The sequence below is a fragment of the Kitasatospora sp. NPDC048722 genome (assembly GCF_040650235.1).
Taxonomy (GTDB): domain Bacteria; phylum Actinomycetota; class Actinomycetes; order Streptomycetales; family Streptomycetaceae; genus Kitasatospora.
Genome location: NZ_JBEZGX010000049.1, coordinates 6,305 through 32,427 on the forward strand (window position 1 = coordinate 6,305; position 26,123 = coordinate 32,427).

Here is a 26,123-nt window from a genome sequence, read left to right on the forward strand (position 1 = left end):
GAGGCCTACGCCGAGCGCGTGCGCACGGAGGCCGAACAGGCCGCGGCCGACCTCACCGAGCGCACCGCAGCCGAGACCGCCGCCCAGCGCACCGACGCCGAGGCCTACGCCGAGCGCGTGCGCACGGAGGCCGAACAGGCCGCGGCCGACCTCACCGAGCGCACCGCAGCCGAGACCGCCGCCCAGCGCACCGAGGCCGAGGAGCTGCTGGAGGCCGCCCGCGTCTCCGCCGAGCAGCGCAAGGCCGAGGCCGCCCAGGCCGCCAAGGAGGTCCGCGAGAAGGCCGCCGCCGACCTGGCGCTGGCCGCCGAGCAGGCCGAGACGGTCCGCGCCGAGGCCGGCCGCGAGCTGTCCGAGGCCCGCGCCACCGCCGACACCATCCGCGCCGAGGCCGGTGCCGTCCTGGACCAGGCCCGCGCCGACGGCGACGAGCTGATCGCCGCCGCCAAGGCGGAGTGCGCCGCGCTGGTCGAGGCCGCCGAGGACGAGGCCGCCGAGGTCCGCCAGTCGGTGGCCGGCCTGCACGAGGCCGCCTCCCAGCAGATCGCCGAGCTGACCGCCACCGCCGAGCGCGAGGCCGCCGAGGTCCGCGAGCAGGCCGAACAGGCCGCCGCCGACCTGCGCGCCGACGCCGAGCGGGAGACCACCGAGCTGCGCGAGCTCGCCGACCGCGAGACCGCGGAGCTGCGCGAGCTCACCGACCGCGAGACCGCCGACCTGCGCGCCCGCACCGAGGCCGAGACGGCCGCCCTGCGCGAGCAGACCGAGCTGGAGCTCGCCGCCGAGCGCGAGGCCGCCGAGGCCGAGCTCGCCCGCCGGCACGCCGAGGCCCAGGCCTACGACGAGCAGCTGCGCGCCGAGGCCGACCACGAGCTGCGCACCGCCCAGGAGGCCGCCGACCAGCTGCGCGCCGACGCCGAGGCCCAGGCCGCCCGGACGGTCGCCGCCGCCGAGGAGCACGCGGCCGGCCTGGTCGCCGAGGCCGAGGAGCTGGCCGCCGCGCTGCGCTCGGAGGCCGAGGAGTACGCGCTCGCGACCCGCACCCTGGCCGACGAGTACGACTCCGCGACCCACGCCCGCGCCGACGCCTACGACGCGGAGACCCGGGAGGCCGCCGAGCAGTTCGACAAGGCCACCCGCGACCAGGCCAAGTCCGTCCTGGAGCGGGCCTTCGCGGACGCCGAGTCGCTCGGCGAGGACGCCCAGACCACCGCGCTGGCCACCACCGCCGCCGCCGAGGAGCAGGCCGACGCGATGGTCGCCGCCGCCCGCAAGGAGGCCGACCGGCTGGTCGCCGCCGGCGAGGCGGCCGGCCAGCGCGAGGTGGAGAAGGGCCGCGCCGACGCGGACGCGCTGCTCGCCGAGGCCCGCCGGGACGCCACCGCGATCCGCGAGCGCGCCGAGGAGCTGCGCGAGCGCACCGACGCCGAGGTCGAGGCGCTGCACGAGCGCGCCCGCAAGGAGAACGCGGCGGCGATGAAGTCGGCCGGCGAGCGCGTCGACGCGCTGGTGACGGCCGCCCAGGAGCAGCTCACCGAGGCCGAGGAGCAGGCGGTCGCCACCGTCGCCGAGGCCGAGGAGCGCGCGGCGGCCCTGATCGCCGCCGCCGAGGAGCGGGCCGGGGAGCTCACCTCGGAGGCGTCCGCCGAGGCGAGCAAGGTCCGGCTGTCGGCGGTCCGCAAGGCCGAGGGCCTGCTCAAGGAGGCGGAGACCAAGCTCTCCACGTCCACCGACCGGGCCGAGGCGCTGATCGAGAAGGCCGAGGCCAAGCTGCGGTCCTCGCAGGAGGAGGCGGAGGAGCGCCTGGAGAAGGCGTCCGCCGAGGCGGAGAAGCGGCTGCAGGCCGCCGACCGTGCGGCGGACGAGCAGGTCGAGCTGGCCAAGGCCGAGGCCGAGCGCCTGCTGGAGGAGGCGCGCGCCGAGGCGGAGCGCGTCACCACCGAGGGCCGGCGCGAGCTCGACGAACTGGTGCGCCGTCGCAAGGACATCAACACCGAGATCTCCCGGGTCCAGGACGTCCTGTCCGCCCTGGAGGCCTTTGAGGCACCGGCACCGGTCGCACAGACCAACGGGGGAAACAGCAAGAAGGACGGGGGTGCCAAGGCCGGTGCCGGAGTTGGCTCCCCCCGGTCGGGTGGCAATCGCTCCAAGAACGCACCACCCGATTGAGCGGACATTGTCCGCGAGACAACGGCATTTCGCCGTCGACACTCCGGTACCGTGTCAGGATTCCCTCAACCACCTCAGCGGTTTGACGACAGGAAGCCCAGAACCCCATGAGCGACAGTCACTCCCCTCACGGCTTCGACCTGGTGCGCCGTGGGTACGAGCGTGCCCAGGTCGACGAGCGGATCACCAAGCTGGTGGCCGACCGTGACAGTGCCTTGACCCGGATCAGTGCGCTGGAGAAGCGCATCGAGGAGCTCCACCTGGAGACCCAGACCGCCCAGGCGGCGGTCGCCGAGCAGGAGCCGTCGTACGCCGGTCTCGGCGCCCGGGTCGAGAAGATCCTGCGCCTCGCCGAGGAGGAGGCCAAGGACCTGCGCGACGAGGCGCACCGCGCCGCCGAGCAGCACCGCGAGCTCGCCGAGGCCGCCGCCCAGCAGGTCCGCACCGAGGCCGAGAACTACGCCAAGGACCGCAAGGCCAAGGCGGAGGACGAGGGCATGCGGATCGTCGACAAGGCCAAGAGCGACGCGGCCCAGCTGCGCGCCGAGGCCAACAAGGACGCGCAGAACAAGCGCGAGGAGGCGGACGCCCTCTTCGAGGAGACCCGCACCAAGGCCGCCCAGGCCGCGCTGGAGTTCGAGACCAACCTGGCCAAGCGCCGCGAGCAGTCCGAGCGCGACCTGGCCGCCCGTCAGGCCAAGGCCGAGAAGCGCCTCGCCGAGATCGAGCACCGCGCCGAGCAGCTGCGCCTGGAAGCCGAGAAGCTGCGCACCGACGCCGAGCGCCGCGCCCGCCAGACCGTCGAGACGGCCCAGCGCCAGTCCGAGGACATCGTGGCCGACGCGAACGCCAAGGCCGACCGGATCCGCAGCGAATCCGAGCGCGAGCTGGCGGCGCTCACCAACCGCCGCGACAGCATCAACGCCCAGCTGACCAACGTCCGCGAGATGCTGGCGACGCTGACCGGCGCGGCCGTGGCCGCCGCCTCGCTGCCGAACGACGACACCATCGGCGTGCCCGCCCAGCAGGGCCGCTGACGCAGCACCACGGCGGGCCCTCACCCTTCCGGGTGAGGGCCCGCCGTGGTTCACGGCCTCATCATCTCGGGTAGGCCCCGTCCGGCCGCTGGTGCCCGCTGCTGAGCTGGTTTCCCTCGTCGTCCGAGACGGTGCCGAACCACGACGTGCACCACACCGAGACCGAGTCCGGCCAGTACTGCACCTCGAACGGGTGGCCCGAGCCGTGGTCGCCGTACGAGGTGACGATGAAGGTCTCCCCCGGGCGCATCCAGTAGTCCTCGCCGAGCGGCTCCAGCGTCAGCTCCAGCAGCCCCTCGCCGCGGTTCGTCAGCGGCATCCGGCCGGTCACCTCCAGGGCCGAGAAGTCCCAGCCGGCCTCCTCCTCGGTCATCCGGCGGCCACCCGGGCGAGCAGCTTGCGCACGGCGTCGTCGAACGCCTCCGGCGCCTCCAGGGCGCTCAGGTGGCCCACTCCGGGGATGACGGTCAGTTCGGCGTCCGGCCGCAGCCGCGCCATCAGCTCGGCCTCCTCGACGGCCACCAGGGCGTCCTCGGCGCCCGCGACGACCGCGGTCGGCACCCGCACCCCGGCGAGCACCTCCCGGGAGTCAGGCCGGGCCGCCATGGCCCGCTGTGCCCACGCGACGGCGGCCGGCGGCGCGGCGGCGACCAGCGCCTGCACCCGCTCGACCAGGTGCTGCGAGTGCGGCCCGAGCTGGCCTGCCGCCACCTCCTCGTCGAGCAGCAACTGGACGCTGTCCCGGGCGAGGACGGCGGCGGCGATGCGCTCCCGGTTGGCACGGACGGCGTCGGAGTCGGCGGTGGCGCGGGTGTTGGCCAGCAGCAACCCGGCCAGCCGGTCCGGGTGACGGCGGGCGAAGGCCAGCGCCACGTAGCCGCCCATGGAGAGACCGCCGACCACCGCCCGGTCGATCCCGGCCGCGTCCAGCAGCAGCGCGAGGTCGTCCGCGACCAGGTCCAGCGAGGGTTCGTCGGTGCCCAGCACGGTGCCTCCGAAGCCCCGCTGGTCGGGGGCGAGCACGCGGGCCTCGTCCCCGGTCAGTCCGGGCAGCGCGTCCAGTTGGGCGGACCACATCGCGGCGTTCAGCGGGAAGGCGTGCAGGAGCACGAGGGGCGTTCCGGTGCCGCTCTCGCGCACCGACAATGCTGAGGGGAGCTGGGTCATGGGGCCACCGTATTCCGGTGCGCCCGGCGGGCCCACTCAGCGGGCCGCGATATCCGCTTTGTCCTAGCCTGACAGAGAGTAAGGGAGCGCGAATGATCGAGTTGCACGACCTGACGAAACGTTACGGCAAGACCCTCGCGGTGGACCGGCTCAGCTTCCGGGTGCCCCAGGGGGTCGTCACCGGCTTCCTCGGCCCCAACGGCGCGGGCAAGTCCACCACCATGCGCATGATCCTCGACCTCGACAGACCCACCTCCGGCCGGGTCACCATCGACGGCCGGAGATACGGACAGCTCAGCGAGCCGCTCAAGTACATCGGCGCCCTGCTGGAGGCCAAGGCCGTCCACCCCGGACGCACCGCCCGCGACCACCTGCTCTGGCTCGCCCAGAGCAACCGGATCCCCGAGCGCCGGGTCGACGAGGTGCTCGCCCTCGTCGGCCTCACCCCGGTCGCCCGCAAGCGCGCCCGCGGCTTCTCGCTCGGCATGGGCCAGCGCCTGGGCATCGCCTCCGCGCTGCTCGGCGACCCGGAGATCGTCATGTTCGACGAACCGGTCAACGGCCTGGACCCGGAGGGCATCCTCTGGATCCGCAACCTCATGAAGCGGCTCGCCGCCGAGGGCCGCACCGTCTTCGTCTCCTCGCACCTGATGAGCGAGATGGCCGTCACCGCCGACCACCTCGTCGTCATCGGCCGGGGCCGGTTGCTCGCCGACCTGCCGATGCCCGAGTTCATCCGGCGCAACTCCCGCTCCGCCGTACGGCTGCGCACCCCGAGCCCCGAGCGCCTGCTCGACGTCCTGGCCGGCGCCGGGATCCGCCACGAGACCGGGCCGGACGGCTCCTACGAGGTGGTCGACGGCGACCTCGCCGGCCTCGGCGACCTGGCCGCCGCGAACGGCGTCGTCCTGCACGAACTCAGCCCCCAGCAAGCCTCGTTGGAGGAGGCCTTCATGCAGATGACGGCCGACTCGGTGGAGTACCACGCCGGCGACGGACCGGGCCGGGACGCGGACGGCGCCCCCGGCGTGTGGGGCGCCGACTGGCAGCCCCGCGGCGAACGGACGGCCGCCCCGGCCGGACAGGAGGAGAACTGAGATGGCGTCCTTCCCGGCGGTCCTGCGCTCCGAGTGGACGAAGATCCGCAGCGTCCGCTCGACGGTCTGGACCCTCGCGCTGACCTTCGTCGTCACGGTCGGAATCGGCGCGCTGCTGTCCCTGCTGACCAACAACAACTTCGACGAGTTCCGGCGGGGCGACCGGAACCCGTTCGACGCCACCGGCACGGCCTTCTCCGGCATCATGCTCGGCGAGCTCGCCATCATCGTCTTCGGCGTGCTGGCCATCGGCAACGAGTACAGCAGCGGCATGGTCCGGGTCAGCCTGGCCGCCGTCCCGCAGCGCGGCACCCTGCTCACCGGCAAGGCGGTCGTCCTCGGCTCGCTGGCCCTGGCCGTGTCGGTCGTGACCGCCTTCGTCGCCTTCTTCATCGGCCAGTCGCTGCTCGGCTCGCACTCCACCTCCCTCGGCGAACCGAACGTGCTGCGCGCGGTGTTCGGCGCCGCGCTCTACCTGACGATGCTCTGCCTGTTCTCGGCCGGCGTCACGACGATGCTGCACAACCAGACGCTCGCGCTGGGCGTGCTGGTGCCGTTCTTCTTCCTGCTCTCGCCGATCCTCTCGGCGGTGCCGAAGGTCAAGACGCTCGCGCACTACTTCCCGGACTACGCGGGCTCGCGGATGCTGCTGGTGTACCAGCAGCAAGGCCAGCCGTACGGGCCGTGGGCCGGTTTCGCGATCTGCCTGGCCTGGACGCTGGCCGCCCTGGCCGGCGGCGCGCTCGTGCTCAAGAACCGCGACGCGTAGGGCGGTTGCCCGCCGACCGGAGCGACGGACTCAGTACCGCGGAGCGCCGCGGCCCCGCAACACGTTGGAGGCCCGGCGCTCCCGCGCTCCCCAGCACGCCCGGTGCCAGTGCCGCCGGTCGTCCACCCCGGCGCCGTGCATCGGCCAGGCCACCACGTGGCCGACCCCGGACGGGATCTCCTGGTCGCAGCCCGGGCAGCGGTAGTTGCGCCCGGACGTCCCGGCGACCGTCTGGACCACCCAGTCGTCGCCCTGGTAGCTCTCGGTGCGGCGCAGCGAACCGCCCAGCGGGGCGGCCGGTTCGTCCGCCCGGTCGGCGGCGCTCTTGATCCGGTTGCGGCGGGGCGACACGGCGACTACCTCTCTCCGGTGGCTCGGGACCGTTCCAGCCTACGGCCGGGCGCGACCCCCGAGAGCCTCTATCACGGCATCACGCGCCGGTTCGGGGTTTCCGGCGAGATCCACCCGATCTTCCCCGAAATTCGTGGTTCGGCGTGCCATTGGCACATGACATCCGATACCCACAAGGGGAACAGGCGGGGCCCGCAGACCCTGCGCGCACCCGAGGAGGCCCACCGATGTCCAAGACCACCGCCCGCGCCGAGACCCGTCGGCCCGTCGGGGTCCGGCCGCCCGCCCCCGGGCCCGCGCTGGCCTCCGTCCCCCCGGTGACGGCCGCCGCCGGCGATCCGCTGCCCGCCGCCCAGCGGGCCGCCGCGTTCCCCGCGGACACCGCACCGATCCGGGTCGGCGCCTTCATGCTCTCCGCGCAGTTCCCCGGACAGAGCCACGGGGAGGCGCTCGACCGCACCGTGCGCGCCGCCGTCGAGGCCGAACGCGCGGGCCTGGACAGCGTCTGGCTGGCCGAGCACCACTTCGTCCCGTACGGGGTCTGCCCGAACGCCGCCACGCTCGCCGCCCTGCTCCTCGGCCGCACCCGCCGGATCGGCGTCGGCACCGCCGTCAGCGTGCTGTCCACCGCCCACCCGGTGGCGCTCGGCGAGCAGGCCGCGCTGCTGCACCTCACCTCCGGCGGGCGCTTCACGCTCGGGGTGGGCCGCGGCGGCCCGTGGATCGACCTGGACGTGTTCGGCAGCGGCGTGGACGCCTTCGAGAACGGCTTCCCGGAGCGGCTGGACCTGTTGCTGCGCTGGCTGCGCGGGTCCCGGGTCGGCGCGGACGGACCGCAGTTCGCCTTCCCCGAGGTCGCCGTCGTCCCGCGGGCGACCGAGCCACTGCGCCGGCCCGGACTGGGCGCCTGGCTGGGCCTCGGCGAACCCGGTGGCCGGGTGCGGCTGCCGCGTCAGCGCCAGGACGTCGAGGGAGCGGGTGCGGGCCTCGGCCCGGGCGACGAACTCACCGCCGCCGGACGGCCGGTGTCCGGCCCGCCGGTGGTCGTCGCGTGCACGTCGCCGGCCGGGGTCAGGCTGGCCGCCGAGCGCGGCCTGCCGATGCTGCTCGGCATGCACTCGGGCGACGACGACAAGCTGAACATGCTGGAGCTGTACCGCAGCGCCTGGCTGGCCGCCGGACGCGACGAGGAGCAGCTGCGCCGGATCAACCGCCGGCACGTCGCGGCCGGCGTGGCCCAGGTCGACGACCGCACCTCGACGGCGCGGGCCACGCTGCTGAGCGCGATGCCGGGCTGGTTCGAGTACGGGCTCGGCGCCCACCGCACCGTGGACGGCCGGGAGCGCAAGATGCGCGACCCGCACCAGTACACCGAGCTCCTGTGCGACCTGCACGCGGTGGGCACCCCGAAGCAGTGCGCCGACCGTCTGCTGGCCACCGCCGAGCGGACCGGCATCCGCCGCTTCGCGCTGCTCGCCGAGGGCAGCGGCGACCGCGAGGCGACCCTGCACAACATCGCCCGGCTCGGTTCGGAGGTGCTCCCGCAACTGGGCTGAGCCGTACCGGCCGGCCCGAACCGCGCCGCCCCCTCCCCCCGCACCGGGGGAGGGGCCGACGGCGTTCCGGCGCCGCCGTGAGCGGGTCGATCAGCAGTCCCGCAGTTCCTCGGACTGGTTGAGCAGCTGCTCCCGGACGGAGGTGAAGCGGTCGAACCGCGCCTCGTTGGCGTCGGACGGCAGGAACACCGCCACCCGGTGACAGTTCTGGAAGGCCAGCCGGACCCCGAAGTGCCGCTGCAGGGCACCCCGGATGGCGTCGCTGGCGAGCGCCCGCAGGAGCTGGCCGCGGGCCTGCTCGCTGGGCGGCGGTACCTGGTTGTCGGCGAAGTCGGTGCCGTCGACCTTGGCCTGGGCGACCAGCGAGCTGATCAGGTTCCAGGCGTACGGCAGCGAGACGCGGACGCAGTCGACGAATTCCCGCTCGTCGACCTCGCCCCGCTCGGCCTTTTCGAGCAGGGCCGGTGAGACGTCGAGCGACATGGATTCTCCTCTCGCGGACCACCCGCGCGCGGCGCGCGGGTGGTGGTGCGTGGTCCGAAGCTCACAATGAGGGTGGGCGAAATCGCACGGGATGTCCGGAACAGCGACGGAACGGCTGTTTCCGGCGCCGTGCGAAGGGTGCGGCGGCGCCACTGGACGTAACGTCCCGGACACCGACCGCTTCAGAACAGCGTGGCAGTCAACAGCGGGCCAGACCGGTGGTTCCTGGGGATTGCTCCGTAAATACGCCGTGGTACACCAGAATGGCCGGATCCTGTCGGATCGTTCATCTGAAGTCTCCGTCCCCGTTGACAGCGGTCCCGCACGCATGCCGTCACACACGGTAGCGACCCCGGCGCACGGGCGCCAGACCGCGGGAGGCATCCCCGGAACCGCCGAACCTCCATGTTCGCGGGGTTCGCGCTTCCTTCACCCCGTCGTCGCGGAATCGCATCAACTGGCCCCGGTGGGCTAGCGTGGTCGACCGTGCGTCTCGTAATTGCCCGCTGCTCAGTCGACTATGCCGGTCGGCTCTCCGCCCATCTGCCCTCCGCCACCAGGCTCGTCCTGGTCAAGGCCGACGGCAGCGTCAGCATCCACGCCGACGACCGCGCCTACAAGCCGCTCAACTGGATGTCCCCGCCGTGCGTCCTCAAGGAGGCCGACGGGGTCTGGACGGTGGAGAACAAGGCCGGCGAGAGGCTCATCATCACCCTGGAGGAGGTGCTGCACGACTCGTCCCACGAGCTCGGGGTCGACCCGGGCCTGATCAAGGACGGCGTCGAGGCGCACCTCCAGGAGCTGCTGGCGGACCGCATGGAGGTGCTCGGCGCCGGCTGGGCGCTGATCCGCCGCGAGTACCCGACCGCGATCGGCCCGGTCGACATCCTGTGCCGCGACTCCGACGGGACGACCGTCGCCGTCGAGATCAAGCGCCGCGGCGAGATCGACGGCGTCGAGCAGCTCACCCGCTACCTCGAACTCCTCAACCGGGACCCGCTGCTGGCCCCGGTCAAGGGCATCTTCGCCGCGCAGGAGATCAAGCCCCAGGCCCGCGTGCTGGCCACCGACCGGGGGATCGGCTGCGTGGTCCTGGACTACGACGAGCTGCGCGGCATCGACGACGACAAGCTGAAGCTGTTCTGACGCCTCACCCCTTGGGGGGGCTCGGCGACCCCGACGGCGTCGCCGTGGCGGTGGCCGAAGGCGTCCCCGTGGTGGTCGGAGTCGGCGACGGCGAGGACGTCGTCGGGCTCGGCACCGGCGGCTGGCTCGGATGCGTCGCGGGCGGCTGCGGCGGCCCCGGCTGCTGCGTCGGCGGCTGCGGGTCGCCCGGAGCGGGCGGCTGCGGCTGCTGCGGGGCGTCCGACCCGGACGCGCCGGGCGAGCGGCTCGGCTTCTTCGACGCACTCGCCGACGCCGACGCGGTCGGCGAGTGCGTCGCACTGCCGCTGGCCGAGGGCTCCGGGCTGGTCCCGTTCGCCGCCGGGCTGCTGCCCGGCGCGTCCGCACCGGCCGTCGTGGCGGCGCCGGTGCTGGAGTGCGGAAGCGGGACCTGCCCGCCGGTCCCGGTGTCGTCCTGGTCGAGCCGGCTGTGCGGATCGTTGGGCCGCTGCTCCCCCGGCCCGGTGACGCTCATCGCCACCGCCGTGCTGAGCACCCCGAGCGTGAGCACCGCCGCCGACGCGACGGCCACCCGACGCCGCCGGCTCGACCGCAGCCCGGACGGCACCCTGGCCGCGATCTTGCGGATCACCGGACCGCGTGCGGGCGCCGCAGCGGGCTGGGGGCCCGGCAGTTGGCGGCCCTCGGCCCGCAGCAGGTCGAGCATCCGGCGCGCCGCCGCGACCCCGCGCTGCTCGCCGACGACGGCCCGCAGGGTGAGCGCGGTCTCCAACTCCGCGATCGCCTGGGACGGTTCCTGCGCGCAGATCGCGTAGACGCCCAACTCGTGGTGGAACCAGGCCTCGTCGGCCTTGGAGCCGGTCCGCCGGGCGGCCTCCAGACCCAGCTGGAGCGCCCGCTCCCAGGCCCCCCAGCGCAGCGACAGGGCTAGCGCGGGAGCGGCGGCCCTGGCCAGCCGGACGACGGCCTCGTGGCGCCCGGCGGTGCGGTCGGCCAGCAGGACGCCGATCACCACCTCCGCCTCGGCCGCGATCTGCCCGAGCGACACCGAGCTGTGCCCGACCCACCAGGCGAAGTGCTGCGCCGCGCCGTCGACGCTGCCGCGCGCCGGCCAGTGCGGGAGGAGCAGTTCGAGCGCCCCGGCGGTCAGCCGGTGGTGGCCGCCGATGGACACCGCGAGCCCTGCGTCGGCGAGTTCGGCGAGCGCGCTCTCGCCCTGGCCGACGTCGATCAGCGCGGGCAGGTGCGGCGCGGTCGGGCACTCGCCGCCGAGCGCCACGGCGAGCCGCAGCACGGCCTGCGCGGGCTCGCTCAGCCCCTCGGCGAGCCGGACGGCGGGCGAGGCGGTCTCGGCGACGGACGGCAGCGGCACGGTCCGGCGCAGCGCGTCCTCGCGGACGGCCGGGTCGGGGTCGCGGACGGGCCCGTCGACCGCGCCGAAGACGTCCAGCCGGTCCTCCTCGGCGGCGACCAGCGCGTCCACCGCCACGTCCCGCTGGCGCAGCAGCGCGGCGGCCTGGACGAAGCGCAGCGGCAGTCCCTCGGACTCGAACCAGAGGTCGACCGCCCAGGCCTTCTCGGCGACGTCCAGCGGCCGGCCGGCCAGCCGGGCGGCGAGCGCGAGGCAGGCGGCGCGGGAGAGCCCGGCGACGGGGTGGTCCTGGAGCCGGGAGCCGGCCGGCAGCGGCGGGGCGGCGGGGTCGACCGAGATCAGGAAGGCGCAGCGGGGAGCGGCGGAGAGCAGTTCCTCCAGCTCGGTGCCGGAGGGTTCGGCGCCGTCGATCACGACGATCGCGCCGACGTCGGCGAGGTGCGCGGCCAGCTGGCCCGGGTCGGGGCGGTAGCCGGGGGCGTGGTGGGTCGCCGCGAACAGTTCCTGGAGCACGTCGGCGGTGGTGCGGCGGTGGCCGCAGAGCTGGACGACGCCGCCGGGGGCGAGGTCGGCGGCGGCCTCGGCGACGGCCGACAGCAGGGCGCTGCGACCGGAGCCGGCCTGGCCGACCAGGCGTATCGAGCGGCCCTCGGCGAGCAGGCCGAGGAGTTCGGCGACGTCCGCCTCGCGGTCGAGCAGCGGCAGGTCGGCGGGCCCGGCACCGAGGGCGAGCGGGCCGACCGCCCGTTCGACGCCGCCGACGGGTCCGCGGGCGGGCTCGCTGCGCAGCACCCGGCGGGGGCGCGGGCGCCACTCCTCGGGGCAGGGCCGGGCTTCGGAGCCGTCGGGCGCGCCGACGCCCACCAGCAGAGCGCCGGAGACCAGTTCGCCACTGCGGGCGCGGACGGCCTCCTGCCGGAACTCACCGGTTGGCTGTGCCACGTTCTGCTCCGCATCGTGCTCGGCCGCCGGCGTGCCGCGCCGGCCGGCTGACGTCTCGGTCGCGGCCGTGCGGGGACCGGGCGGGCATGGCCCGGCTCCGGCGGCCGTCTTCTGACGGGCAGACTCTCGCACATCCGGCCCCGCGCGTGCAGCGCCGTCCCGTCACACGCGCCCCACGAGGGCCTCGTGCGCCCCCGGAGCGCTTTCCGGAGGGCGTTCGAAGCCCCTTCGGCGCGCCCCCGGAGCGCCTTTCGGCGTCCTTCAGAGACCGACCCCGTGTGCCTCGGCGATGCCGCCGTCCACGGCGAGGATGCGGTGCAGCTTGGTGGCCACCAGCAGGCGCTGGAGCTGGGCCGGGACGGAGCGCAGCACGAGCCGGCGGCCGATCCGGCCGGCCCGGCGGTGGGTGCCCATGATGACGCCGAGGCCGGTGGCGTCCCAGAACTCCAGGCGGGCGAGGTCGAGCACGAGGTCGCCGAGGCCGGTGTCGACGGCCTGGTGGAGCCGGGCCCGCGCGTCGGCGGCGGTGCGCACGTCGAGGCGGCCCTCGATGGCCAGCGCCCTGTGGTCGCCGGTGATGCGCATGCTCTCCTCCTTCGCCTGGCCGGTCGTGGTGTCGGGGGTGTGGGTCCGCCCCCGCCGTGCCGGGCCGGGGAGCGGGGTGGCCGCCCGGGCGGGCCGTGGCCCCTCGCCCGGAGGCCCGGCTGCTGCGCCGAACGGCGATGCGCCGCGCGCCCGGGCCGGGTTCCCCCTCATCTGACGGCGAACCAGCACCGCAGGTTGCTGGTTGCGGTCAGATCTGAAGCAACTTCACTCGTCCGAGGGAATATACGCAGGTAGTCTCCACACCTACGCTCGATTACCGCCCAAATCACCCGTCTGCGGCACCCGGCGTGAGGAAACTCACCCGCGCAGAGCGGGGCGGCTCGCACGATGCTCCGATCGCCCGGCCCGCCCGGCCCCGCGGCCTGTGGGTTACCTGCCCTCGTGCCCGTAGAAGCCGCGGCCGCTCTTGCGGCCGAGGTCGCCGGCGGTGACCATGCGGGCCATGACCTCCGGGGCGGCGAACTTCTCGTCCTGGGTCTCCTCGTAGATGTTGCGGGCGGCGTGCAGCAGGATGTCGACGCCGGTCAGGTCGGCGGTCTCCAGCGGGCCCATCGGGTGGCCGAAGCCGAGACGGCAGGCCTTGTCGATGTCCTCGGCGGTCGCCACGCCCGTCTCGTACAGCTTGGCGGCCTCGACGACCAGGGCGGTGATCAGGCGGGTGGTGACGAAGCCGGCCACGTCGCGGTTGACCACCACGACCTCCTTGCCGACGCCCTCGGCGAAGGCGCGGGCGGTGGCCAGCGTCTCGTCACTGGTCTTGTAGCCGCGCACCAGCTCGACCAGCTTCATCAGCGGCACCGGCGAGAAGAAGTGCACGCCGATGACGGACTCCGGGCGCTGGGTGGCGGCGGCGATCCGGGTGATCGGGATGGCGGAGGTGTTGGAGGCGAGCACCGCGCCGTCCTTGGCGAGCTTGTCGAGCTCGCGGAAGACGGCCTCCTTGACCTCCAGCTTCTCGAACACGGCCTCCACCACGATGTCGGCCCCGGCGACGGCGCCCAGGTCGGTGGTGGTGGTGATCCGGCCGAGGGCGGCCTCGGCGTCCTCCGCGCTCATCCGGCCCTTGGCGACGAACTTCTCGTACGAGGCGCGGATGCCGGCGAGGCCGCGCTGCAGCGCCTCGTCGGTGACGTCCCGCAGCACCACCGGGTGGCCGGCCTGGGCCGACACCTGGGCGATGCCGGCCCCCATCAGGCCGGCACCGATCACGGCGATCTGCTTGCTGGACGCATTGCTCATGGCGGGTCTCCCGATGCCGTCGCCGCCTCGCGGGCGGGCCCTGAAAGCGGCTCAGGGCAGGGGTCACCGCCGTAGAGCCGCGATGCTCAATTCTCCCGCCTCGCTCGCGCTCGGCGGTCGCTCCGGCGAAGCGCGCCCCTTGATCGGTTCACTCGCTCCGCTCGCTCACGCGGGGACTCTAATGCCCAATTCGTCCGTGCAATAGCAATCGGGAGTGTGATCTGCAACCGACCTGGTCAGGTGAACCAACCGGCCCGGCCGGTCGTCGGTGCGACGGTCAGATCGTCAGCCCGAGATCCTGCGCCAGGATCGCCGCCTGCACCCGGCTGCGCAGCCGAAGCTTCGCGAGGATGCGGCTGACGTGCGTCTTCGTCGTCGCCTCCGCCATCGCGAGCCGGGCGGCGATCTCCCCGTTCGACAGCCCCGCGCCGATGCAGGCCAGCACCTCGCGCTCGCGCGGGGTGAGCCCGGCCACCGCCTCCCGGGTGTCGGGCCCCACCGCCCGGTCCGGCCGGGCGAAGGTGCCGATCAGCCGCCTGGTCACCGAGGGCGCCAGCATGCCGTCCCCGCGCGCCACCGTCCGGATGCCCTCGACGAGGGTGTCCGCCTCCAGGTCCTTGAGCAGGAAGCCGGCCGCGCCGGCCCGCAGCGCGCCGTACACGTACTCGTCCAGATCGAAGGTGGTCAGCACGAGCACCTGGGCCGCCCCGGCGGCCACCACCTCGCGGGTCGCCGAGACGCCGTCCAGGCGCGGCATCTGCACGTCCATCAGCACGACGTCCGGCCGCAGCTCCAGGGCCAGCCGGACGGCCTCCTCGCCGTCGGCGGCCTGTCCGACCACCTCGACGTCCGGCTCGGCCCGCAGGATCATCACCAGCGCCGCCCGCACGGCGGCCTGGTCCTCGGCCACCAGCACCCGAATCGTCACGCGCGTCCCTCGTTCCCTTCGCTCCCCCGGCCGTGCGGCAGCACCGCGCGCACGCTCCAGTTCCCGTCCCGCGGCCCCGCCTCGAAACTGCCACCGAGCAGCCCGGCCCGCTCCGACATGCCCACCAGCCCGGCCCGTGCCCCGGGCAGCCCGCGACCCTCCTCGGCGCGGTACGGGCTGTCGACGGCGATCCGCAGCTCCCCCGCCCCGAAGTCCAGCCGCAGCCGCACCAGGCCGGGCCCGGCGTGCTTGAGCGCGTTGGTCAGCGACTCCTGCACGATGCGGTACGCGGCCAGGCCGACCGGCACCGGCACCTCGCCGCGCTCGCCGTGCTCGCTCAGCTCGAACTCCAGCCCCACGTCCCGGCCGGCCGCGCGGGCCTTCGTCAGCAGCGCGTCCACCGCGGAGAGGTCGGGTGCGGCGTACGACTCGTCGGCCTCGCCCCCACCGCTGTCCCGGAGCAGTCCGATCATGCGACGCATTTCGGCCAATCCTTGGACGCTGTTCTCCCGGATCACCGCGAGCACCTCGACGAGCGGGTCGTCCTCGGCTCGCCGCTGGCGCCGGGCGACGGACTGCGCGCCGGTCGCGTGGATCGCGATCGCCGACAGGTGATTGGCCACGACGTCGTGCAACTCCCTTGCCATCCGGGCCCGTTCGGTGACGATGGCCTCGCGGCGGTCCATCTCGGAGAGCAGCGCGGTCTGTTCGGCGCGCAGCCGCTCGGTCTCCGCCTCCTGCCGGTGCTTGCGCACCACGTCCCCGGTCCACACCGGTGCCAGGAACACCAGCGAACTGACCACGACGATCAGCAGCCCGGCCGACGGCCCGCTGTAGATCAGCGCCAGCGTGGAGAGCACCAGCACGGTGGCCCCACCGGTCAGGTGCAGCACGCGCGACATGCGCGCGGTGCCGTAGATCACCGCCGCGTACAGCAGGTCGGTGTACATGATGGTCGTGGCCAGAAGGCTGCCCGCGAGGATGCCGCCCGCGAAGGCGAGCCCGCCGAGGGAGACCGCCAGCACCGGCCTGCTCCGCCGCACCAGCTCCAGCGCGGCCATCACCAGCAGCGGCGCCACCACGGCCCAGCGCGGGATGTCGTCGGACCGGTCGTACACCTTGAAGGCGATCAGCACCGCACCGCCGAACAGCCCGCAGAGGGCGATCAGCCGGTCCAGCGCGCGCGGTGAGAGGGACGGACGGAGCACCCTCCCATCTCACCATCCCGGCGGACCACGCCCCTCCGGTCCACGGAGGATCCGGCTACATCGAAAGATGCACGCGAGGACGGCACTCCACGACGAGGACGCGAGGGCGCCCGCACACGAGGCTGGTACCACCGCCGACCAGTCCGGGAGCAGAACGTGATCGTCACCCTCATCGTCGCGGCCGAGATCTCCTGGTGGATCGTGCTCGGTCTCGCCCTCAGCGCCCGCTACCTGCTGCGCCTGCGCCGCACCAGCACCGCGCTGCTGATCGGCCTCCCGGTGGTGGACCTCGCGCTGTACGCGCTCACCGTCCTGAACCTGCGGGGCGGCGCCGAGGCGAGCTGGATGCACGCACTGGCGGCGAGCTACGCCGGCTTCTCGGTCGGTTACGGGCCCTCGCTGGTCGCCTGGGCCGACCGGCACTTCCTGCACCGCTTCGCCGGCGGCCCCAAACCGCTGCCCGCCCCCAAGTACGGCCCGGAGCGGACCCGGCACGAGTGGCGGATCGCCTGGCGCACGGTCGTCTCGGCCGCGATCACCCTGGGCCTGATCAGCCTCCTCGTCCCGCTCTCCGCGGGCAGCGCCCACTTCGGCACCTTCGCCCAGTGGTACTGGAAGCTGGGCATCGCGGCCGTCGTCAACGTCGTCGTGGCCGGCTGCTACTCGAAGTGGCCCAAGGAGGCCCCGGCCGGCGTGACGGTCGTCGACGGCCGGCCGGTCGAGCAGCCCGCCCCGGAGAAGGCCCCGCTGCCATAGCCCGGCGCTAGCGGTTCTCCCCCGGCACCCACAGGACGTCGCCGCGCTCCTTGTTGGCCGCCCGGGCCAGGATGAACAGCAGGTCCGAGAGCCGGTTGAGGTACTTGGCGGTCAGCGGGTTGACGGTGTCCCCGTGCGTCTCGATCGCCGTCCAGGTGGCCCGCTCGGCCCGCCGCACCACCGTGCAGGCCAGGTGCAGGTGGGCCGCGCCGGCCGTGCCGCCGGGGAGGATGAAGCTGCGCAGCTTCTCCAACTGCTCCAGGTAGTGGTCGCAGTCGCCTTCGAGCCGGTCGATGTAGGACTGCAGGACCCGCAGCGGCGGGTACTCCGGGTTCTCGACCACGGGCGTCGCGAGGTCCGCGCCGACGTCGAACAGGTCGTTCTGGATCCGGGTGAGCACCGCGACGACGTCCTCCGCCAGCGCCCCGGCGGCGATGGCCACGCCGATCGCCGCGTTCGCCTCGTTGGTGTCGGCGTACGCGACCAGTCGCGGGTCGGTCTTGGTGGTCCGGCTCATGTCGCCGAGCGCGGTGGTGCCGTCGTCGCCGGTACGGGTGTAGATGCGCGTCAGATTGACCATGCGGCCAGACTAGCCGGGCCGGTTAAGCGACGTTGACCCTCTGCCCGGGGGGAGCCGCCTCCAGCCAGGCGAGGAAGCCGGTGAGCGCGTCCTCGCTCATCGCGAGCTCCAGCGGGGCACCGTTGTGCAGGCAGCGCAGCACCACCGAGCCGGAGAGCAGGGCGAGCTCCTCCTGACCCTCCGGGTAGCGCCGGCCGAGCACCTCGATCTCCCGGCGCGGGAGCACCTTGCGCGGGCGCGGGGCGTACGAGAAGACCCGGAACCACTCGATCGAGTCGCCGCTGTACCGGCCGATACCAAAAACCCACCCCTTGCCGTCGGTCTGTGGGACCGGGGCCGAGGTGGGTTTGCCGTTCTCGTCGAGGTCGGGCTGCGTCGAGGCGTCGGCGGGCATTTTGAGCCGGTAGCTGCAGTCGAAGGTGCCGCCCACCCGCTGGATGAGGCGGCGCCGTACCGCGAACGCGACCAGGCCGATCACACCGAGTGCCACGACCGCCGCACACACCACGAGGGCGAGGACCATGCTCACCTACCTCCTCGCTACCCGCGTTCCCCGTATCGGTCGTACAAGGCGACCGCGTTGACCTACCAACTGAGACGACAGTCCCGGGGTCACGCTCGCGCGTCCCCGGGACCGTCGGTCGACCCCGCCGAGGCGGGGTCCGGCGTTCTCAGACGTGCGCCTTGAGGCCGCGCGCCGCGAACAGGCGGACCTCGGCGCGGCGCTCGGCGTGCGCGTCCAGGTCGGACTTGGCCTGCTCCAGCGCGCGCTCGGCGCGAGCGACGTCGATCTCGTCCGCCAGCTCGGCGATCTCCGCGAGCAGAGACAGCTTGTTGTCGGCGAAGGAGATGAAGCCGCCGTGCACCGCGGCGACGACGGTGCCGCCGTCCACCGTGCGGATGGTGACCGGGCCGGTCTCCAGCACGCTCAGCACCGGGGTGTGACCCGGCATGATGCCGGTGTCACCGGAGGCCGTACGGGCGACGACGATGGTGGCCGCACCGGACCACACCTTGCGGTCGGCTGCGACCAGCTCGACGTGCAGCTCAGCCAACGTGGGCTCCTAGGCTCATGCAACCCCCGATTACTCGGGAGTTTCGGTAAGAATAACGGCCCCGTGCCTCCGGCATGAAACCGGCGGCACGGATTTGACCGGAATCACAGCCGATGCGACGCGAGGGGTGGGTCCCAGGGTTGGGGCCCACCCCTCACGGTCACTCAGCTGCTACCGGCCGCGATTACTTCTTGGCCAGCTCGGCGGCGTTCTTCTCGAGGTCCTCGATGCCACCGCACATGAAGAAGGCCTGCTCCGGGACGGTGTCGTACTTGCCGTCCGCGATCGCGTTGAACGCCTCGATGGTCTCCGACAGCGGAACGGTCGAGCCGTCGACGCCGGTGAACTGCTTGGCCACGTAGGTGTTCTGCGAGAGGAAGCGCTCGATGCGACGGGCGCGGTGCACCGTGATCTTGTCTTCCTCGGACAGCTCGTCCATACCGAGGATGGCGATGATGTCCTGCAGGTCCTTGTACTTCTGCAGGATCCCCTTGACGCGGACGGCCGTGTCGTAGTGGTTCTGCGCGATGTACCGCGGGTCGAGGATGCGGGACGTGGAGTCCAGCGGGTCGACGGCCGGGTAGATGCCCTTCTCCGAGATCGGGCGCGACAGAACGGTGGTCGCGTCCAGGTGGGCGAAGGTGGTGGCCGGGGCCGGGTCGGTCAGGTCGTCCGCGGGGACGTAGATCGCCTGCATCGAGGTGATCGAGTGACCGCGGGTCGAGGTGATGCGCTCCTGCAGGAGACCCATCTCGTCGGCCAGGTTCGGCTGGTAACCCACCGCGGAGGGCATGCGGCCGAGCAGGGTCGACACCTCGGAACCGGCCTGGGTGAACCGGAAGATGTTGTCGATGAAGAGGAGCACGTCCTGCTTCTCGACGTCACGGAAGTACTCCGCCATCGTCAGCGCGGAGAGCGCGACGCGCAGACGGGTGCCCGGCGGCTCGTCCATCTGGCCGAAGACCAGCGCGGTCTTGTCCAGAACGCCCGAGTCGACCATCTCGTGGATGAGGTCGTTGCCCTCACGGGTGCGCTCGCCGACGCCGGCGAACACCGACACACCACCGAAGTTCTCGGCGACGCGGTAGATCATCTCCTGGATCAGAACGGTCTTGCCGACACCGGCACCACCGAACAGACCGATCTTGCCACCCTGGACGTACGGGGTGAGGAGGTCGATGACCTTGATGCCGGTCTCGAACATCTCGGTCTTCGACTCGAGCTCGGAGAAGTTCGGGGCCTTGCGGTGGATCGGCCAGCGAACCTCGACCTGCGAGTCGAACTCGGCCTTGTCGACGTTCAGCACCTCACCGAGGGCGTTGAACACCTTGCCCTTGGTGATCTGGCCGACCGGCACCGAGATGGCGGCACCGGTGTCGACGACCTGCGCGCCACGGACCAGGCCGTCGGTCGGCTGCATCGAGATGCCGCGGACCAGGCCGTCGCCGAGGTGCTGGGCGACCTCGAGGGTGAGGGTCTTCTTGCCCGAGCCGTCGGGGTTGTCCACCTCGACGTGCAGGGCGTTGAACATGTTCGGAATAGCGTCGACGGGGAACTCCACGTCGACGACCGGGCCGATGACCCGCGCGACGCGGCCCGTCGCCGTGGTCGGCTCAACAGTGGTGGTCATACTCATTCGCTCCCGCGGCTAGCGTCGGCGAGGGCGTTGGCGCCACCGACGATCTCGCTGATTTCCTGGGTGATCTCGGCCTGACGGGCCGAGTTGGCAAGCCGCGTGAGCGACTTGATGAGCTCGCCGGCGTTGTCCGTCGCGCTCTTCATCGCGCGCCGGCGTGCGGCGTGCTCGGAGGCGGCGGACTGCAGCAGCGCGCTGTAGATCCGGCTCTCGACGTACCGCGGCAGCAGCGCGTCGAGGACGCCCTCCGCCGACGGCTCGAAGTCGTACAGCGGGAAGATCTCCGCCTTGGCCGACTGCTCGCCCCGCTGGACCTCGTCCAGCTTCAGCGGCAGCAGCCGCGCCTCGACCGCGTTCTGCGTCAGCATGGACACGAACTCGGTGGAGACGATGTGGATCTCGTCCACGCCGCCGGTCTCGGCCGTGAAGGCCTCGATCAGCTCGGCCGCCACGGCCTTCGCGTCGCCGTAGCTCGGCTTGTCCGAGAAGCCCGTCCACGACTGGCCCACCGCGAGGTTGCGGAAGGTGTAGTAGGACAGACCCTTGCGGCCCACGATGTAGGTCACGACGTCCTTGCCCTCGCCGCGCAGGCGCTCGGAGAGCACCATCGAGGCCTTGATGGCGTTGGACGAGTAACCGCCGGCCAGGCCGCGGTCCGCCGTGATCAGCAGGACGGCGGCGCGGGTGGCGTTCGGGTTCTCGGTGGTGAGCGGGTGCTTGGCGTTGGACCGGGTGGCCACCGCCGTCACCGCCCGGGTGAGCTCATCGGCGTACGGGGTGGAGGCGGCCACCGCGCGCTGCGCCTTGCCGATGCGCGCCGCGGAGATCATCTCCATCGCCTTGGTGATCTTCTTCGTCGCGGTGACAGAGCGGATCCGGCGCTTGTAGACCCGAAGCTGTGCTCCCATGGGTCGTTACGTCCTTTCCCTCGCTACCGGACTCAGGCCTGCTCGCCGAGGAGCTTGCCGTCGGCGGTGGTGAAGCCCTGCTTGAAGGCGGCGATCGCGCTGGTGAGAGCGTCGATGGTGCCGTCCTCCAGCTTGCTGGTCTCGACGATGCCGGCCAGCAGGTCCTTGTGCTGCAGGCGCAGGTGGTCCAGGAACTCGCGCTCGAAGCGGCGGATGTCCGCGACCGGGACGTCGTCCAGCTTGCCGGTGGTGCCGGCCCAGATGGAGACGACCTGCTCCTCGACCGGGAACGGCTGGTACTGGCCCTGCTTCAGCAGCTCGACCATGCGCGCACCGCGCTCCAGCTGGGCCTTGGAGGCCGCGTCCAGGTCGGAGCCGAAGCCGGCGAAGGCCTCCAGCTCGCGGTACTGGGCGAGGTCCAGGCGCAGACGGCCGGCGACCGACTTCATCGCCTTGATCTGGGCCGAGCCACCGACGCGGGAGACCGAGATACCGACGTTCACGGCCGGGCGGATGCCGGCGTTGAACAGGTCGGACTCCAGGAAGCACTGGCCGTCGGTGATGGAGATGACGTTGGTCGGGATGTACGCCGAGACGTCGTTGGCCTTGGTCTCGATGATCGGCAGACCGGTCATCGAGCCGGCGCCCAGCTCGTCGGAGAGCTTCGCGCAGCGCTCCAGCAGGCGGGAGTGCAGGTAGAAGACGTCACCCGGGTAGGCCTCGCGGCCCGGCGGGCGGCGCAGCAGCAGGGAGACGGAGCGGTAGGCCTCGGCCTGCTTCGACAGGTCGTCGAAGATGATCAGGACGTGCTTGCCGTCGTACATCCACTCCTGGCCGATGGCCGAACCGGTGTACGGGGCGAGGTACTTGAAGCCGGCCGGGTCGGAGGCGGGAGCGGCCACGATCGTGGTGTACTCCAGCGCGCCGGCCTCCTCCAGGGCGCCGCGGACGGACGCGATGGTGGAGCCCTTCTGGCCGACGGCGACGTAGATGCAGCGGACCTGCTTCTTCGGGTCGCCCGAGCGCCAGTTGTCGCGCTGGTTGATGATCGTGTCGATCGCCACGGCGGTCTTGCCGGTCTGGCGGTCGCCGATGATCAGCTGACGCTGGCCGCGGCCGATCGGGGTCATCGCGTCGATGGCCTTGATGCCGGTCTGCATCGGCTCGTGGACCGACTTGCGGACCATGACGCCGGGGGCCTGCAGCTCCAGGGCGCGGCGGCCGGAGGAGGCGATCTCGCCCAGGCCGTCGATCGGGTTGCCCAGCGGGTCCACGACGCGGCCGAGGTAGCCGTCGCCGACCGGGACCGACAGGACCTCGCCCGTGCGGCGCACGGTCTGGCCCTCTTCGATGCCGCCGAACTCGCCGAGGATGACGACACCGATCTCGCGGGTGTCGAGGTTCAGCGCGAGGCCGAGCGTGCCGTCCTCGAACTTCAGCAGCTCGTTCGCCATGACCGAGGGGAGACCCTCGACATGGGCGATGCCGTCCGCCGCGTCAGTGACCGTGCCGACCTCTTCCACAGAAGCGGCGTCCGGCTGGTACGACTGGACAAAGTCGGCCAGCGCGTCCCGGATCTCCTCCGGACGGATCGTAAGCTCCGCCATCAGGCTTCCCTGCTCTCCTAGTTTGCGATCCTCGGCCCGCCATTGAGGGCCGCAAGTATTCGACTCTCGGCCGGGTCTGCCGAACCGGCCGTACGATGTGCCGGCTCCGTTGGGAGCCGGTTTCCCGACCGAGGGTCGGATGTGCTGCTTCGGTACTCAGCCTTCGAGCGACTGGCGAGCGCCTTCGAGGCGGCTCGACACGGTGCCCTCGATGATCTCGGCGCCGATCTGCACCCGGACCCCGCCGACGACCTCGGGGTCGACGTCGATGTTCAGGTGGACCTGGCGGCCGTACATCCGGCCCAGAGCACCGGACAGGCGCTCCTTCTGTGCGTCCGACAGCGGCACCGCGGTGGTGACCAGGGCCACCACCCGGCCGCGACGCGCGGCGGCGAGCTTCGAGTAGGACTCCAGGCCCTGCTCCAGGCTACGGCCACGCGGCGCGTTCACGAGGGCGGTGACCAGCCGGACGGTGCCCGCGTTGGCGCGGCCGCCGAGCAGCTTCTTGATCAGCTCCGCCTTGGCGGCGATGCCGGCCTTCGGCTCGGTCAGCGCGGCGCGCAGCTCGTGCGAGCCGGCCACGACGCGGCCGAAGCGGAACAGCTCGTCCTCGACGTCGTCCAGCGCACCCGCCTTGTCGGCGGCGATGACCTCGGCGTACGCGGCGAGCTGCTCGGTCGCGTCGACCAGGTCGCGCGAACCGGACCAGCGCGAGCGGACCAGGCCGGCCACCAGGTCGGCGGTCTCGCCGGAGACCTGACCGGTCAGCAGCGAGGAGACCAGCTGGGCCTTGTCCTGGCCCGACCGGGACGGGTCGGTCAGGACGCGGCGCAGCGACACCTCACGGTCCAGCAGGACCGTGACGGCGGTGAGCTCCTCGGCGAGCTTGACCGCGTCCACCGAGGTGGAGTCGGTCAGGCTCTCCAGGTTCTGCCGCCCGGCGGCGAGGGCCTCACGGCTTGCGCCGATCACTTGGCCGCACCCTGAGCAACGGCGGCCTTGGCCTCCAGCTCGTCCAGGAAGCGGTCGATGACGCCGCTCTGCCGGGCGTGGTCCTCGAGGGACTCACCCACGATGCGGGAGGCCAGCTGGGAGGCCAGCGAACCCACGTCCTGGCGCAGGGCGGCAGTCGCCTGCTTCTTGTCGGCCTCGATCTGGGCGTGGCCGGCAGCGACGATGGCCTCGCGCTGACGCTGGCCCTCCTCGCGCATCTCGGCGAGCTGGGCGGCACCCTGCTCGCGAGCCTGCTCGACGATGCGGGCAGCCTCGTGGCGCGCCTCGGCGAGCTCGGCGCGGTACTGCTCAAGCAGGGCCTGGGCCTCCGCCTGAGCGGCCTCGGCGCGCTCCATCCCGCCCTCGATCGCGTCCCGGCGCTCCGACAGCACCTTCTCGATGCTGGGGAGGAGCTTCTTGCCGAGCAGACCGAAGACGATGAAGAAGCAGAGCAGGCCGATGATGATCTCGGGCCACGCGGGGAGGAGGGGGTTCATCTTCTCCTCGGCCGCGAGCTGGACGATCGCCATGCTCATATCTGGACCTTCCTCAGAAAGGGTCTACGGCGGATTACTTGTTGCCGAAGACGAACGGCATGACGATGCCGATGAGGGCGAGCGCCTCGGTCAGCGCGAAGCCGATGAACATGTTGGAACGGATGAGACCGGCAGCCTCGGGCTGACGGGCCATGGCCTGGACACCGTTACCGAAGATCAGACCGACGCCGATGCCGGGGCCGATGGCCGCGAGGCCGTAGCCGATGGAGGCGACGGAACCGTAGACAGTGCCCTCAGCGATGTAGCTCATTGACGTTTGTCCTTTGCAGGGGTGGTGAACCGGTGGTGATTGGCCACCGGGCGATCCGGAAGGTGGTTCGGGTCGGGGCCGAAGCCCCCTGGCTCAGTGCGACTCTTCGAGGGCACCGGCGATGTAGCTGCTGGCCAGCATCACGAAGATGTAGGCCTGCAGGAACTGGACCAGCAGCTCGAAGGCGGTCAGGGCGACGGCGACGACGAACGAGGCCGAGCCGTACAGCGCGCCCAGGGTCGGGCTGAGCAGGTACCAGGAGGCGATGGAGAACATCACGATCAGCAGGTGGCCGGCGAACATGTTCGCGAAGGCTCGGACCGCGAGCGTGAAGGGGCGCACGAAGATGTTCGAGAAGAACTCGATCGGCACCAGGATGAACATGACCCAGCCGGGGATGCCCGAGGGCCAGCAGAGGTTCTTGAAACCGCCGACGAAGCCGTGCTTCTTGAAGGTCAGCGTCATGTAGGTGATCCACACGACCGCCGCGAGGCCGGCCGGGAACGCGATCGCCGCCGTCACGGGGAACTGCGCGAACGGGATGATCGACATGATGTTCATCAACCAGATGAAGAAGAACATCGAGACCAGCATCGGGACGTACTTCTCGCCCTTCTTGCCGATCGTCTCCAGCACGATGGAGCGCTTGACGAAGTCGTAACCGATCTCCGCGACGAGCTGCATCTTGCCGGGGACCAGGCGCGGCTTGGCGAAGGCGGCCCAGAAGAAGACGACAACAAGCACTGCGACGATCATCGACAGCAGCATCGGCTTGTTGAAGTAGAAGCTGCCGATCGTGAAGATCGGCTTGAAGTCGAACTCGTTCAGGCCCGGAGCCGGGAAGCCGCAACCAGCGTCCCCGAAGTGGCAACTGCCTGAGGCGAGGGACATGAGTGGTTCAGCACTCACCACGGACTCCTTCGTCGTGACGCATGGTTACGGCAACCTCGGTGTGTCGGCGTGGCCTGCGACCACGGAGCGGCACTGGAACTTGATGGGTTTCTCGCGGATCCTGCGCGGCGGTGCGCTGCACCGCCGCGGGATCATCGAAGACTTCGCGGATCCGGGGGGCGATCCGTCCACTGTCAGGACAGACCTGGCCTCTTCCCTTACTCCGTTGTTGCGACGGACGATAGCAGCCCGTCAGTGGCGCATAAACACCGCCCCCCTCGTTGGGGGGACAGCAGGGCCTCGTCACTGTTGACGCCCCGAGCCGGAGGACTTGTCGTCCTTCTTTTCGGAGGCGTCGGGGACGACGTAGAAGGTCTTGGCCTTGAGCGCGCCGCGCACCTGGAAGCCCGTCCAGACGAGGGCGCAGCCGAGCAGGGTGAAGGCGAACGCCTGCCGGTTGAAGAGTTCGGTGTTCTTGAAGACCGCGAGGACGATGCCCACCAGCAGGATCTGGGTGGTGTACACGAGCAGCGCCGCGGCCATCATGATGTGCGGGTTCGACCTGGTCAGGCGGTCGAGCGCGACCTGGCCGAAGCTGAAGAAGGCCATCACGAGCAGCGCGCCGAACAGGGCGCCGAGCAGAGCCTTCCCACCGGCGACGGGGAACGAGATCGCCATGGCGATGATCCCGGCGACCGCAGTGGGAATCGCGGCGCCTCGGAGGATCCGGGCGTCGGTGGACGGCATGTCGGCAGCTCCGGCGGCATGTCGGTGTTACGGGGACGGGGCAGAACACTCGGTGGGGTGGCACCGGACCGAGGGGCCGCCGCCGGGCCGCCCG

The 26,123-nt window shown here is 72.1% G+C and carries 26 protein-coding genes and 1 pseudogene; 7 read left to right on the forward strand and 20 right to left on the reverse strand.

Annotated features, from left to right (window positions below; genetic code table 11):
* Positions 1 to 2,169, forward strand: a pseudogene (locus tag AB0C76_RS30105) (hypothetical protein); the annotation flags it as partial.
* Between the two features lie 107 nt (positions 2,170 to 2,276).
* Positions 2,277 to 3,206, forward strand: coding sequence for a cellulose-binding protein (locus tag AB0C76_RS30110; RefSeq protein ID WP_329927955.1), 930 nt, complete (start codon positions 2,277 to 2,279; stop codon positions 3,204 to 3,206).
* A 61-nt stretch (positions 3,207 to 3,267) separates the two neighbouring features.
* Here AB0C76_RS30110 and AB0C76_RS30115 read toward each other — a convergent pair whose 3' ends face one another.
* Positions 3,268 to 3,579 carry a hypothetical protein gene (locus tag AB0C76_RS30115; RefSeq protein ID WP_329927956.1) on the reverse strand — a complete coding sequence of 104 codons (312 nt, stop codon included), beginning with the start codon at positions 3,577 to 3,579 and terminating at the stop codon, positions 3,268 to 3,270.
* A complete protein-coding gene (locus AB0C76_RS30120) occupies positions 3,576 to 4,373 on the reverse strand; it encodes an alpha/beta hydrolase (protein WP_359971631.1) in 798 nt (265 codons plus the stop codon). Before AB0C76_RS30120 ends, AB0C76_RS30115 begins: the two co-directional genes overlap by 4 nt.
* 92 nt (positions 4,374 to 4,465) lie before the next feature.
* On the opposite strand from AB0C76_RS30120, the gene AB0C76_RS30125 reads away from it, so the two are divergent.
* Both AB0C76_RS30125 and AB0C76_RS30130 read left to right on the forward strand, forming a co-directional pair.
* Positions 4,466 to 5,470 carry an ABC transporter ATP-binding protein gene (locus AB0C76_RS30125; RefSeq protein ID WP_359971633.1) on the forward strand — a complete coding sequence of 335 codons (1,005 nt, stop codon included), beginning with the start codon at positions 4,466 to 4,468 and terminating at the stop codon, positions 5,468 to 5,470.
* Position 5,471: 1 nt separating this feature from the next.
* Positions 5,472 to 6,239: an ABC transporter permease subunit gene (locus AB0C76_RS30130; RefSeq protein ID WP_359971635.1), complete on the forward strand. Its 768-nt coding sequence runs from the start codon at positions 5,472 to 5,474 to the stop codon at positions 6,237 to 6,239.
* Positions 6,240 to 6,269: 30 nt separating this feature from the next.
* Here AB0C76_RS30130 and AB0C76_RS30135 read toward each other — a convergent pair whose 3' ends face one another.
* Complete coding sequence (locus AB0C76_RS30135; protein WP_359971637.1) at positions 6,270 to 6,590, reverse strand: ATP/GTP-binding protein; 321 nt, start codon at positions 6,588 to 6,590, stop codon at positions 6,270 to 6,272.
* 389 nt (positions 6,591 to 6,979) lie between these two features.
* Here AB0C76_RS30135 and AB0C76_RS30140 point away from each other — a divergent pair, with 389 nt between their 5' ends.
* A complete protein-coding gene (locus AB0C76_RS30140) occupies positions 6,980 to 8,146 on the forward strand; it encodes an LLM class flavin-dependent oxidoreductase (protein ID WP_359971714.1) in 1,167 nt (388 codons plus the stop codon).
* Between the two features lie 90 nt (positions 8,147 to 8,236).
* Here the strand turns inward: AB0C76_RS30140 and AB0C76_RS30145 are convergent, their stop codons facing one another.
* On the reverse strand, positions 8,237 to 8,629 hold the full coding sequence (locus AB0C76_RS30145) for an SCO5389 family protein (RefSeq protein WP_329927961.1): 393 nt from the start codon (positions 8,627 to 8,629) through the stop codon (positions 8,237 to 8,239).
* A gap of 486 nt (positions 8,630 to 9,115) precedes the next feature.
* On the opposite strand from AB0C76_RS30145, the gene nucS reads away from it, so the two are divergent.
* Positions 9,116 to 9,775, forward strand: a complete 660-nt coding sequence (gene nucS / locus AB0C76_RS30150) for an endonuclease NucS (protein ID WP_359971639.1) — start codon at positions 9,116 to 9,118, stop codon at positions 9,773 to 9,775.
* Positions 9,776 to 9,779: 4 nt separating this feature from the next.
* On the opposite strand, the gene AB0C76_RS30155 is transcribed toward nucS, so the two are convergent.
* The 5 genes from AB0C76_RS30155 to AB0C76_RS30175 form a co-directional block, all read right to left on the reverse strand.
* Positions 9,780 to 12,068 (reverse strand): ATP-binding protein, encoded by a 2,289-nt coding sequence (locus AB0C76_RS30155; protein ID WP_359971641.1) that lies wholly within the window; start codon positions 12,066 to 12,068, stop codon positions 9,780 to 9,782.
* Positions 12,069 to 12,329: 261 nt separating this feature from the next.
* Complete coding sequence (locus AB0C76_RS30160) at positions 12,330 to 12,653, reverse strand: STAS domain-containing protein (protein WP_359971643.1); 324 nt, start codon at positions 12,651 to 12,653, stop codon at positions 12,330 to 12,332.
* Positions 12,654 to 13,043: 390 nt separating this feature from the next.
* A complete protein-coding gene (locus AB0C76_RS30165; protein WP_359971645.1) occupies positions 13,044 to 13,913 on the reverse strand; it encodes a 3-hydroxyacyl-CoA dehydrogenase family protein in 870 nt (289 codons plus the stop codon).
* Positions 13,914 to 14,190: 277 nt separating this feature from the next.
* Positions 14,191 to 14,841 (reverse strand): response regulator transcription factor, encoded by a 651-nt coding sequence (locus AB0C76_RS30170; RefSeq protein WP_359971647.1) that lies wholly within the window; start codon positions 14,839 to 14,841, stop codon positions 14,191 to 14,193.
* Positions 14,838 to 16,049 (reverse strand): histidine kinase, encoded by a 1,212-nt coding sequence (locus AB0C76_RS30175; RefSeq protein ID WP_359971648.1) that lies wholly within the window; start codon positions 16,047 to 16,049, stop codon positions 14,838 to 14,840. Before AB0C76_RS30175 ends, AB0C76_RS30170 begins: the two co-directional genes overlap by 4 nt.
* 156 nt (positions 16,050 to 16,205) lie before the next feature.
* Here AB0C76_RS30175 and AB0C76_RS30180 point away from each other — a divergent pair, with 156 nt between their 5' ends.
* Positions 16,206 to 16,805 (forward strand): hypothetical protein, encoded by a 600-nt coding sequence (locus AB0C76_RS30180; RefSeq protein WP_359971650.1) that lies wholly within the window; start codon positions 16,206 to 16,208, stop codon positions 16,803 to 16,805.
* A 7-nt stretch (positions 16,806 to 16,812) separates the two neighbouring features.
* On the opposite strand, the gene AB0C76_RS30185 is transcribed toward AB0C76_RS30180, so the two are convergent.
* From AB0C76_RS30185 to AB0C76_RS30235, 11 genes are all read right to left on the reverse strand, one after another.
* Entirely contained in the window at positions 16,813 to 17,385 is a 573-nt protein-coding gene (locus AB0C76_RS30185) for a cob(I)yrinic acid a,c-diamide adenosyltransferase (RefSeq protein ID WP_359971652.1), read from the reverse strand.
* A gap of 22 nt (positions 17,386 to 17,407) precedes the next feature.
* Entirely contained in the window at positions 17,408 to 17,908 is a 501-nt protein-coding gene (locus AB0C76_RS30190) for a DUF2550 domain-containing protein (protein WP_218201846.1), read from the reverse strand.
* Between the two features lie 148 nt (positions 17,909 to 18,056).
* Positions 18,057 to 18,440 (reverse strand): F0F1 ATP synthase subunit epsilon, encoded by a 384-nt coding sequence (locus tag AB0C76_RS30195; RefSeq protein WP_329927969.1) that lies wholly within the window; start codon positions 18,438 to 18,440, stop codon positions 18,057 to 18,059.
* Between the two features lie 184 nt (positions 18,441 to 18,624).
* Positions 18,625 to 20,070 (reverse strand): F0F1 ATP synthase subunit beta, encoded by a 1,446-nt coding sequence (gene atpD / locus AB0C76_RS30200; RefSeq protein ID WP_359971654.1) that lies wholly within the window; start codon positions 20,068 to 20,070, stop codon positions 18,625 to 18,627.
* A 2-nt stretch (positions 20,071 to 20,072) separates the two neighbouring features.
* Complete coding sequence (locus AB0C76_RS30205; protein WP_359971656.1) at positions 20,073 to 20,984, reverse strand: F0F1 ATP synthase subunit gamma; 912 nt, start codon at positions 20,982 to 20,984, stop codon at positions 20,073 to 20,075.
* 32 nt (positions 20,985 to 21,016) lie between these two features.
* A complete protein-coding gene (gene atpA / locus AB0C76_RS30210) occupies positions 21,017 to 22,591 on the reverse strand; it encodes a F0F1 ATP synthase subunit alpha (RefSeq protein ID WP_359971658.1) in 1,575 nt (524 codons plus the stop codon).
* Positions 22,592 to 22,747: 156 nt separating this feature from the next.
* Complete coding sequence (locus AB0C76_RS30215) at positions 22,748 to 23,563, reverse strand: F0F1 ATP synthase subunit delta (protein ID WP_359971660.1); 816 nt, start codon at positions 23,561 to 23,563, stop codon at positions 22,748 to 22,750.
* Complete coding sequence (locus AB0C76_RS30220; RefSeq protein ID WP_329927974.1) at positions 23,560 to 24,120, reverse strand: F0F1 ATP synthase subunit B; 561 nt, start codon at positions 24,118 to 24,120, stop codon at positions 23,560 to 23,562. Before AB0C76_RS30220 ends, AB0C76_RS30215 begins: the two co-directional genes overlap by 4 nt.
* A 34-nt stretch (positions 24,121 to 24,154) precedes the next feature.
* Entirely contained in the window at positions 24,155 to 24,391 is a 237-nt protein-coding gene (atpE, locus tag AB0C76_RS30225) for an ATP synthase F0 subunit C (protein WP_359971662.1), read from the reverse strand.
* Between the two features lie 93 nt (positions 24,392 to 24,484).
* Positions 24,485 to 25,282, reverse strand: coding sequence for a F0F1 ATP synthase subunit A (gene atpB, locus AB0C76_RS30230; protein WP_359971716.1), 798 nt, complete (start codon positions 25,280 to 25,282; stop codon positions 24,485 to 24,487).
* 303 nt (positions 25,283 to 25,585) lie between these two features.
* A complete protein-coding gene (locus AB0C76_RS30235; RefSeq protein ID WP_359971664.1) occupies positions 25,586 to 26,029 on the reverse strand; it encodes a hypothetical protein in 444 nt (147 codons plus the stop codon).
* Between the last annotated feature and the right edge of the window lie 94 nt (positions 26,030 to 26,123).

Excerpts from the sequence above, each read along its gene's own strand:
- AB0C76_RS30120 (WP_359971631.1), bottom strand. The coding sequence starts at position 4,373 with ATGACCCAGCTCCCCTCAGCATTGTCGGTGCGCGAGAGCGGCACCGGA.
- AB0C76_RS30110 (WP_329927955.1), top strand. The coding sequence starts at position 2,277 with ATGAGCGACAGTCACTCCCCTCACGGCTTCGACCTGGTGCGCCGTGGG.
- AB0C76_RS30190 (WP_218201846.1), bottom strand. The coding sequence starts at position 17,908 with ATGGTCCTCGCCCTCGTGGTGTGTGCGGCGGTCGTGGCACTCGGTGTG.
- AB0C76_RS30145 (WP_329927961.1), bottom strand. The coding sequence starts at position 8,629 with ATGTCGCTCGACGTCTCACCGGCCCTGCTCGAAAAGGCCGAGCGGGGC.
- AB0C76_RS30130 (WP_359971635.1), top strand. The coding sequence starts at position 5,472 with ATGGCGTCCTTCCCGGCGGTCCTGCGCTCCGAGTGGACGAAGATCCGC.
- AB0C76_RS30125 (WP_359971633.1), top strand. The coding sequence starts at position 4,466 with ATGATCGAGTTGCACGACCTGACGAAACGTTACGGCAAGACCCTCGCG.
- AB0C76_RS30205 (WP_359971656.1), bottom strand. The coding sequence starts at position 20,984 with ATGGGAGCACAGCTTCGGGTCTACAAGCGCCGGATCCGCTCTGTCACC.
- AB0C76_RS30165 (WP_359971645.1), bottom strand. The coding sequence starts at position 13,913 with ATGAGCAATGCGTCCAGCAAGCAGATCGCCGTGATCGGTGCCGGCCTG.
- AB0C76_RS30220 (WP_329927974.1), bottom strand. The coding sequence starts at position 24,120 with ATGAGCATGGCGATCGTCCAGCTCGCGGCCGAGGAGAAGATGAACCCC.
- atpE (WP_359971662.1), bottom strand. The coding sequence starts at position 24,391 with ATGAGCTACATCGCTGAGGGCACTGTCTACGGTTCCGTCGCCTCCATC.
- AB0C76_RS30115 (WP_329927956.1), bottom strand. The coding sequence starts at position 3,579 with ATGACCGAGGAGGAGGCCGGCTGGGACTTCTCGGCCCTGGAGGTGACC.
- AB0C76_RS30185 (WP_359971652.1), bottom strand. The coding sequence starts at position 17,385 with ATGGTCAATCTGACGCGCATCTACACCCGTACCGGCGACGACGGCACC.
- AB0C76_RS30160 (WP_359971643.1), bottom strand. The coding sequence starts at position 12,653 with ATGCGCATCACCGGCGACCACAGGGCGCTGGCCATCGAGGGCCGCCTC.
- AB0C76_RS30235 (WP_359971664.1), bottom strand. The coding sequence starts at position 26,029 with ATGCCGTCCACCGACGCCCGGATCCTCCGAGGCGCCGCGATTCCCACT.
- atpB (WP_359971716.1), bottom strand. The coding sequence starts at position 25,282 with ATGTCCCTCGCCTCAGGCAGTTGCCACTTCGGGGACGCTGGTTGCGGC.
- atpA (WP_359971658.1), bottom strand. The coding sequence starts at position 22,591 with ATGGCGGAGCTTACGATCCGTCCGGAGGAGATCCGGGACGCGCTGGCC.
- atpD (WP_359971654.1), bottom strand. The coding sequence starts at position 20,070 with ATGACCACCACTGTTGAGCCGACCACGGCGACGGGCCGCGTCGCGCGG.